This window comes from Desulfurella multipotens, from assembly GCF_900101285.1.
GTDB lineage: Bacteria > Campylobacterota_A > Desulfurellia > Desulfurellales > Desulfurellaceae > Desulfurella > Desulfurella acetivorans.
The window spans coordinates 1-8922 of the sequence record NZ_FMYU01000021.1 but is presented as its reverse complement, the minus strand read 5'-3'; the positions used below and the strand labels follow the sequence as shown (position 1 = coordinate 8922).

Annotated in this window: 11 protein-coding genes; 1 reads left to right on the top strand and 10 read right to left on the bottom strand. The window is 33.4% G+C overall.

Features of this window, described 5'->3' with window-relative positions:
* Window positions 1–115 precede the first annotated feature (115 nt).
* The 9 genes from BLQ93_RS09175 to BLQ93_RS09135 all read right to left on the bottom strand — a co-directional run bounded on the left by BLQ93_RS09175 (window position 116) and on the right by BLQ93_RS09135 (window position 7360).
* Entirely contained in the window at window positions 116–1003 is an 888-nt protein-coding gene (locus BLQ93_RS09175) for an urease accessory protein UreH domain-containing protein (RefSeq protein WP_092129810.1), read from the bottom strand.
* A 78-nt stretch (window positions 1004–1081) separates the two neighbouring features.
* Window positions 1082–1624 carry a flagellar basal body-associated FliL family protein gene (locus tag BLQ93_RS09170; RefSeq protein WP_143338734.1) on the bottom strand — a complete coding sequence of 181 codons (543 nt, stop codon included), beginning with the start codon at window positions 1622–1624 and terminating at the stop codon, window positions 1082–1084.
* A gap of 115 nt (window positions 1625–1739) precedes the next feature.
* Entirely contained in the window at window positions 1740–2636 is an 897-nt protein-coding gene (locus BLQ93_RS09165) for a prepilin-type N-terminal cleavage/methylation domain-containing protein (protein WP_092129806.1), read from the bottom strand.
* Window positions 2633–3016, bottom strand: coding sequence for a prepilin-type N-terminal cleavage/methylation domain-containing protein (locus BLQ93_RS09160; protein WP_092129804.1), 384 nt, complete (start codon window positions 3014–3016; stop codon window positions 2633–2635). Before BLQ93_RS09160 ends, BLQ93_RS09165 begins: the two co-directional genes overlap by 4 nt.
* On the bottom strand, window positions 2997–3452 hold the full coding sequence (locus BLQ93_RS09155; RefSeq protein WP_092129802.1) for a pilus assembly FimT family protein: 456 nt from the start codon (window positions 3450–3452) through the stop codon (window positions 2997–2999). The genes BLQ93_RS09160 and BLQ93_RS09155 overlap by 20 nt, the downstream gene beginning before the upstream one ends.
* On the bottom strand, window positions 3437–6337 hold the full coding sequence (locus tag BLQ93_RS09150) for a pilus assembly protein (protein WP_159427529.1): 2901 nt from the start codon (window positions 6335–6337) through the stop codon (window positions 3437–3439). The genes BLQ93_RS09155 and BLQ93_RS09150 overlap by 16 nt, the downstream gene beginning before the upstream one ends.
* Window positions 6338–6402: 65 nt before the next feature.
* The gene (locus tag BLQ93_RS09145; RefSeq protein WP_143338733.1) at window positions 6403–6627 is read right to left on the bottom strand and encodes a hypothetical protein; all 225 of its coding nucleotides are present in this window, start codon (window positions 6625–6627) and stop codon (window positions 6403–6405) included.
* A complete protein-coding gene (locus BLQ93_RS09140; RefSeq protein WP_092129795.1) occupies window positions 6627–7082 on the bottom strand; it encodes a hypothetical protein in 456 nt (151 codons plus the stop codon). Before BLQ93_RS09140 ends, BLQ93_RS09145 begins: the two co-directional genes overlap by 1 nt.
* Window positions 7079–7360: a hypothetical protein gene (locus tag BLQ93_RS09135; protein ID WP_092129793.1), complete on the bottom strand. Its 282-nt coding sequence runs from the start codon at window positions 7358–7360 to the stop codon at window positions 7079–7081. The genes BLQ93_RS09140 and BLQ93_RS09135 overlap by 4 nt, the downstream gene beginning before the upstream one ends.
* Before the next feature lie 99 nt (window positions 7361–7459).
* Between BLQ93_RS09135 and BLQ93_RS09130 the strand changes: the two genes are divergently transcribed.
* Entirely contained in the window at window positions 7460–8404 is a 945-nt protein-coding gene (locus BLQ93_RS09130) for a YbgA family protein (protein ID WP_092129791.1), read from the top strand.
* A 336-nt stretch (window positions 8405–8740) separates the two neighbouring features.
* Here BLQ93_RS09130 and BLQ93_RS09445 read toward each other — a convergent pair.
* Window positions 8741–8922, bottom strand: a 182-nt coding sequence (locus tag BLQ93_RS09445; protein ID WP_159427525.1) for a hypothetical protein, incomplete at its 5' end; no start/stop codon positions are given.

Below are 8922 nucleotides of genomic sequence, written 5' to 3'. Positions count from 1 at the left end.
CTTCTAACGCAGGCTGAAGCTAACTACTATGGAGCTATCTACGGTTACTGCATAGCTTTGGAAAAACTTGCAAATGCTGTTGGTAAAACAGATGAATTTGATTATTTGATAAGGTTTAGGTAGTCTTATATAGTCTTTTATATTTGATTGTTTCTATTAAAAATGTAGAAAGCCCAATGCCAACCACTACCGCGATTACCAGGAAAAAGCCAATATTTAGATTATGTAAATTGTGAACTTTAATTGGTGTTACTATGTTAAATGATAACAATTTTGGATCGCTCAAACCTAAAATACCCGATAAGGCAAACATAACTCCACCCAGCACAAGTGTTCTTGCAGCAGTTAACTTAGCTATATGCTGGCTTACATTTTCTGGCAAACTTAGCCTTTTACCCATAATACCAAAAAAAGCACCTGCTAAAATTTGAACTGTAGTTGTTCCAAGTCCAAATACAAAACCAGGTAACCAGGCAACATAAGCGTTTGGCATAGAAGGAGCAAGTACTGTATATAAAATTAAAGCAAATGCGCCAAAACCCCATCCGGCAATAAAGCCGTGAACTATAGCCATTTTGTAGGTGGTTTTTTTGTGTTTTTCGTCAATATATTTACCAGATAATGCTTCCTGATGGTGTATTTTATCTATTTTGCCAAAGTGTATATGGAATACATTATTAAATCTAAAAACATACAAACCGCCAAACACCATTGCACTTCCAACAATCACATACACTATATAATCTATGTATGGTTTTGACATAAAACTTATTAAAGAAAAATAAGCAAGTTCACTTGCAAGCGCGCGTTGCACACTAAATGCTAAAGAAAAAGCTAAACCAATTAAAAAACCTTTTTTGGCAGAGTAACTACCTATTGAATAGCTAAAAGTAATTGGCCATGTATGTTCATCAGGCGTTATACCATGAACAATACCCAATGAATAAGCCAAAATTAGTGTCATCAACACACTTGCTTGAGCATGAACATTAAATAAATCCATAAGCACCCCTTTTTTGCAACACATAAATATAATACCTACTAATTATATTGTCAAATTTGATAAAATTTTTACATAATTTTATCTTGAAATTTTATAGACAAAAGCAATATTTGAACTTTCATTTTTATTATTGAATGCATGAATTTTTACCGTGTAAAAATAGGTATCTAAAGCATTATTATTTTCTGGCAATATTACTTGGGTTAAGACTATTGTAGCATAAACTTTGTAAGATCCAAGTTGCATAATAATATCTGGATTTGCATTCGAACAGTTCCAGTTACTCCAGGCAATGCTAGGTTTTTCTAATTTTATAGTCATACATGTTGGGTTAGAAATTGTATAATAATCTGGTGGCAAATCAGGCGTTGATGAGTCAAATTTAAGCATAGATATGACAATATTGCTTGCACCTTTTGCCGCATCCTGAGCAGTCTTATACTCTGAGCTCATATCAGAAATTTTTGTGCTTCCTAAAATTAGCCAAAGCATTAAACCAACTAAAATTAATGCAAGTGCACTTATGAATATGACGATAATCAAAGCAATGCCATTTTGGTTTTTTCTCATTGATTTTGACCTATATTCATTGGTTTTATAGTCATTTTTATAACTTTCCACTCGTAATGCGAATCAATGCCAGATGGTTTAAAATTATACAGTGTCCCTACATCGCCATCACCAACAGGTATATTATTTGTGCTAATTATACTGTTTGAATATTTACTTGATTGTTTTAAAATATAAAAACTTTTATTAACTGTGTCTGACTATTTATTATATTTGGAGTTAAATTGCTTGTTGAGCTATACCAATTATTACCTATTTTACTTTCTACAAAAAAAGCTTTTACACAGTCTAAAAGTGGCATTAGCGTATTTGATCCGTTGTTCTGGCTTATCACAGAACGATAAAGTTCATAAGTATTTGGATCACAAAAACTTGGTAAATTATCTTGACTTAAAAAATAATCTACCCTGTTAAATGGCATACGAGGCTGCACAGTGGAGTCAATACCATAGATTAAATAAATTTGAGATTGATTTAAGTTTAAATTATTTATAGAATTTGCAAAATCAGAAAAATTGAAATAAAAATTGCCATTTGGATTTTCTAACAATGTTTTATTGGAATCCATAACTATACAATAGTCATTATCATTAGAAGAAAAATTACTTAATGAATTATCTGGGTTGTAATCAATATCCCAATTGTTTGTATTTGTATTGTAATAAGCAATAGCCCATTTTTGTGAAGCACTATTTATATCAGCAATTGAAGATCTTATAACTAAATAAGAAGAGTTTGGTTGCGTTTGTGAATTTTGTCCGATGTTATACGCGCTAGCTGGTAAAGTACTATAATTGTAGGCACTTGCTGTAGAATTTGTTGCTTCATGAAAATTTAGCGGAGTTTCTATAGGACCAGATAAAGGCAAACCATAACCAGACATAGAAATATCATATTGCAATAGAGAAGTACCAGACAACGTGGAAATTTGAGTGCTGCTTATACTGGATTGAAATAAAGAACCTTTCATAATTTTAATGTATGTAAAATAGCCAATTGCTAAAACTATCATTGTGATAAATAAAGCAACTAAAATCTCTATTAATGTAAATCCTTTTTTCATAAATGCACCGCTGTTGTTTGAGTATGGTAATAAGCCTGACCTTTATAAACCCAGCTTACCGTTATTGTATATAAAATGATTTCTTTTTGGGGTTCTATTGATGGTGATACACTTACAGTGTAGTTTTGAGAAAAATTATTAATTGGTACAGTCACAGTTTTAGTAAATGGTGTTGTTATAGGATTATTATTAGCATTATTTAAAATTTCGTCAACTTGCGATTGCGCTACTCTTAATGCCTGGTTTCTCAGTGCATTTTGCATATTTAAATTTATTGATAAATCCAAGCTATACAAAAGCCCTAAAATTACAATAAGCAAAATAAATAAAGCTACTATTGCTTCTATTATAGTAAATGCTTTATTCTTTACAGTTGCCATTAATCCACCTGCCAGTGTTTATTTTTGCAAATTCAATTTTAAAACAATTTGGGTTTGCATTATTTTGTTCATTAACAAAACAATTTACACTACCTTTAGCTATACCAAATGCATTTAGAGTAATTAGCGTTGTATTGTCAGAACACGATATAGGATACTTAAAATTATCTTGCACTATAAGCACTGGATTTGTTTGATTCGTTAGAGCTTTTATCTGATTTTGAGTTATATTTATATTTATTGGTATTTGATGTGCTACACCGTAAAATTTTGCATAATTGATATTAGCATATAGTTTGTTGATTTGTTTTTGTATATTATAGTCTTTTATATAGCGATCAAAATTTGGTATTGCTATAGCTAAAACGATAGCAAGGATTGCTATAATAAGCATCACTTCAAGGAGAGTAAATGCTCTATTTACTCTTTTTTCCATTGTATAATAATCCCTGCTTGACCACTAAAAGGCGCAACAAATGTTGTTGATGTCTCTGGCGATACACCTTGTTGCCATGCAGTTGTAGGGTTGTTTTTTGTAAATGTAGTATTTGGATTTATTTGTGTTACAGCTCCTGTAGAAGTTTGTAAAAGCAAACTACCACTTACATTGTTTATAACATAGCCGGGACAAGAATTATCCAAAGCAGCAGCACCTGTTGCACAATTTAAGCCCCATATGCGTGTTCTGCCTCCAAAACCACATAAATTGCTTGTGGGCTCTGTAGTAGTAAAAAATACAACATTTTGGCCCGTAACTGTTGGATCTGATATATCCCGCTCTTTTAAATAGCCATTAGTTTCAGAGTTATCAAGACTTATCTTCCATGAGTTTAAACCGTTACCTGGACTATTAAGCTCCTGACATGGAGAATTTGAAGAATGGGCAGCATTAATATTACAATTGCCACCTGACAAACAATTTGTTAAATCAACACCGTATAGCTTATCCGGATTATGTGGATTGTAATCGTCTTGCTTGTAAAAATATTTACCACTGCCAAAAAATATGTATGTTTTTCCAAAGCAAGACATATGAGCAATTTTGGCTGTAATAGGGTTTTCTGTATGATCTATACGAATGATTTTCCAAGAATGCGGATCTGTATAATTATATGTTAAAAGTATGTAAACTGCACCACTCCATGTATTTCCGTTTTGAATAGAAACACCAAAAGGAACAGCTATGGTATTTCCTGTTGCACTATCAACTATGCCTTGCGTAAACAGTCTGCCACCGAAAGCACTGTGTAAGCTAGGATCAATAGGCAATGGCGTAACACTATTTTCACTAAAATCACTGTTTAATGTCAAAACAAAAGCATTTAAAGGTAAGCCCGCATCGCCTTGATAATTAGTAGGACCTGTTAAAAACATTACAAAATATTGTCCATTAACTTTAATAATGGCAGGTCCAGAAAAACTAAATCCTAAATCTGGATTTGTAAATTCCCATAAAAATTCTGGATTAAACGGATTTGTAACATCTAAAGCATAATATGCAGAGTATCCAAGATTACTCATAGGCAAGGCAACTCCTGCTGATCCAGTTGCACCGCCAAGTCTCATACCGCCAATTAAAATTACGTGTCCATTTGCTCTGAAAATATATGGAGTTAAATCCTGATAATAGATATGACAATAATTCGGATTTGCAAGGTATTTCAAATATGGTAGTGAATCTTCTGGTATAAAAGCCCACAATTCGCTGCCTGGAGCGTAGCCATCAACATTTGAAGGACAGCTTGCATCATCATTTGCGCAAAGTTTAGCTACTGCATTTGCAGGTAAATCAATATTTTGCGTTTGTCCAGCCAAAAATGCGTGGAGCATACCATCATTTGCACCAACATATACTACGTTAAAGCTTTGAGAAGGATCTAACCAATTTACATACTGGACAGCTTGAGGTGTAGAGTATATTATATCACCTAATTTCCAAACATTAGTATCACTTCCTATTGTCACGGTTCTGTTTCTTGTGCCTGAAAGATCATTGCCACGGATATAGTTTACAAGGTTTGTAGCTGCTGTGTTTAAAGTACAGTTTTGTGAATTACCACATAAATAGTTATCATTGGTTAAGTTTATATTTAAATTGTTTTCAAAACCAGAAACATTGCTATCTGTAAATGGTATCAAAGAAATACCATCTGTTGTATAAATCGTTCGGTTTTGTGGGTTTGTACTCCATAAGATTTTACCCGCTTCCCAAAGCGGATTGAGCTGATCAATGGACATTGTATTTACAAGATTGTTATTTAAGTATTCTTGCGCTTGCAGTTGCCCATTGTTAAGCACAAAATTTAGTGTATAATCAGACTGCGGTTCAAGGTAATTTTGAGTATTGGCATTCAATATACTTACTGTTTGAGAACCTACCGGACTATAAAGCCACCAATCATATAAATAGCCTATCCAGTTTACCTGTGTATTGTTATCAAAAATTTTTTGCGGATAAAATATAGCTTGAATTGCACTTGAGCCCTGTTGCGTTTTTTGACTTATACTCGCTACGCTGGATCCACTTGAAGCTTGTTTAATTATGCTTGAAAAGGCATTCATAAGGGAACTTTTAATCTGACTTGCATTGTTTGGGCTAAAAAATGTATTCGGTACCTGTGGAGGTGCAGTACATAAACTACCCTGAGCAGGACCGTAACAGTCTGTGTTATCTGTGCAGCTTGCATTTGGAAAATCGCTTTGATTAACAGAACCGATAGGTTCAAAACTACCAAAATAAGCAATATTTTCTAAAGCGTTTTGACCAAACACAGTTCCATAGCCGCTATTCCATTGATAATTTTGTGTACCTAAATTTCCCAGATATATAGCATACAAATCCTGTATTGTTATACCAGAAAAATCGCTTCTTAAACTACCGTTTGGGCCGCCTGTATGCAAAAAAAAGGCTTGCTGCACGGGATCTGAATTTACAGAACAATCAGGTATATCCCATCCTCCATCAGACATTAGTATTACATAATTCTGAGCGCAAGGTGCTGCCTGACAGGTTTGTGTATAGGGTGGACACTCATACAAAGGATCTTGCCATGTACCTGGACCTGGTTGAAAACCGTAAGAGTATGTTGGTTGAGTTTGCGAAAAATAATCAATTACATCCTGCAAAGCAGGTCCAGTTGGGGTGCCCTGGATAGGCATCTGGTAATTCATAAATCGCATGATATAGGTATAAGGATTAGTGCTTAAAATTGCTGTACTATATTCTTTAGATGTTTTTTGATTGTATGCATAGCCTCCAATATAAACTGTATACGGTATGGTGTATGGTGTTCCACTAGAACCCAAAGGTGTGGTAAACATTAAAAGCCCCATTCTTGGGCGCAAAGTTGAAGACATATTTTGCAAAGATGGCAGTATAGCTTGATTTATACGTGATAGAGGTGAGGTGTTAGTACAGAAAAAGATGGAGTACTGAGATTATAATAATCATTTATTGAAGGATATAACACTATACCTCCGCCATCTGCATTTGTTACATCTTGAGTGTTAAGCGTGGGATCACATTGTGGGCTTGAGTAAGAATTTCCCATTGCACAAGATTGTGGCTCTCCTCCTGTCATACTCCACTTTACAAGATCACTTCTAGACATTAAAAGGAAATTGAGACAATTGCCAGTAAGCTGTTATACAGACCGCTATAATAATTATAAGGAAAATTATAATCAAATACACTTTTTGGACAGCTTGAAGGTATTGCAGAATTGTTTATATACCAAAAATTATTGTTTGTATCGTATGAGTAAACATCATTTGCTATAAAATAGCCTTCATAAGTCTGGTTGGGGTTGTATTTGCTTGGACAATTTGCAATATTACCATTATAATCATAATCGCTTTGAATGTCACCACAGTAACCCTGCCCTTGACTGTCAGGATTATAAGCAGACCATACCATAGACCCGCTTACATCTTGGACAATTAACACATTAGGTGATACATTCTGCGATAAAAAAGGAGGTGTAGAACAATATTGCGCCATATCTGCAAAAGCATTAATAGGCAGCATAAAGGCAATAATAATTGCAATTAAATAAATTTTTTTCATTGCACACCTTTGATATTTGGGTTTGCCAATAAAACTTTTGAACAATTTCTGTCAATTTGCATAACAAAATTTACTTTATGTATAAGATTATTAGGTATTGCTTGAGTGTTTTTTACATAAACTGTATGTTTTCCAGAGCATACTTTGGAATAAATTACTACTTTAGCTGTATTTTTATCTATTGACAAAATCTTTCCCACAACAAGTCTATACTGATCAGCATATACTTTTGTTGCAAAAAATATAAATATTGCTAGGCAAAATAATATTTTTTTCATCAGTTGCCCCTTTAATTGTTAATATAGTGTTATTCCAAAAATCAGTCAATAAAAAAACTATTTCTTGCAAAAATTTAATAAAAAAATTATAATCATAAAATGATTAAAATTGGTGTATCTTCATGTTTAATTGGCATTGAATGTGCATACAATGGTTCATCAAGAAAAGATGATTTTGTGGTAAGCTTATCCAAATACTTTGAATTTGTACCTTTTTGTCCAGAAGATGCAATTTTATCTCACCCAAGAGAATCTATGAGATTAGTTTTATACAAAGATGGGACAATTCACTTAATTGGCAACAAGACAAATACAGATTACACCAAAGCAATAATTGACTATTCTCTAAATGCTGCTTTAAAAGCAAAACAAGAAAATATATGTGGATTTATATTTGCAGCTAAGTCTCCAAGTTGTGGTGTATTTAGAGTTAAATTATACTTAGAAAACTCCATGCCAGCTGATAATACAAAAGGGCTTTTTTCCAAAACCATAATAGAACAATTTCCTTTTTTACCTTACGAAGAAGAAAAACGCTTAAGCGATCCTTGGCTTAGGTATAATTTTATTGTAAGTGTTTATGCTTATTCTGAAATGATACAGCTAAATAAAAACCCATCCAGAAAAGCCCTGATTGATTTTCACACACGATATAAATTTTTACTATTATCAAAAAGCACAAAAAACTATAAAAAATTAGGCCAAATTGCATCATTTGCAAACAACAACACACATGAAACATTTAACTCCTACACTGCTCTATTTTTAGAAACAATGCTTATAAAAAGCAAAAAAAATCAAGTATATAATGCTTTAGAACACATGTTTGGATTTATAAAAGATTTCCTGTCAAGTGAAGAAAAAATTGTATTTTTAAGTACGCTTTTAGATTTTAAAAAAGGCATTGTTCCACTTGTTGCCGTAAATAGAATGTTTGAGCTATACATAGAAAAATACAAAATTAATTACATAAAAAACCAGGCTTTTTTTAATTTATACCCCAAAGACTTGGGGCTTGATTCTAATACTTTAGCGTTTAAGTAACTTTGATTTAGTAACTAAAATTATCGTTTCAAATACGATAGAAAGATGAGATACTTTGCGTTACACTTCTGCAAAGTGGGGAGATTCTTCGGGCTATTGCCTTTCAGAATGACAAAGAAAAAGAAAGGCGTTGTAAGCATTATGCGGTGAGGAGATTCTTCGCTTGCACTTCAGAATTACGGGTAAGGGTGTCACCTTAAAGCGTTAAGCGAAGTCAGTCATCCTGAAGCGTTAAGCGAAGGATCTCACTTTTAAGTGATGAGATCCTTCGTGCAATCGCCCTTCAGAATGACAAAAAGTAGGCAGCCATTGCCAGGCGCAAGAGATAAAGCTACCTTAAGTCTTAAACTTACCTACGCTAGATAACAGTCCTTCTGATATGTTCTTTAGGTTTTGGGCATTGGCTGATATTGTTTCTACTGCTTTGGCATTTTCTTCCTGGGCTTTGCTGATTTCTTTTACCTGCATCTCAAGCTCTGAAACTGTAGAAGAAAGCTCCTGTGTTGCAGCAGATAGAG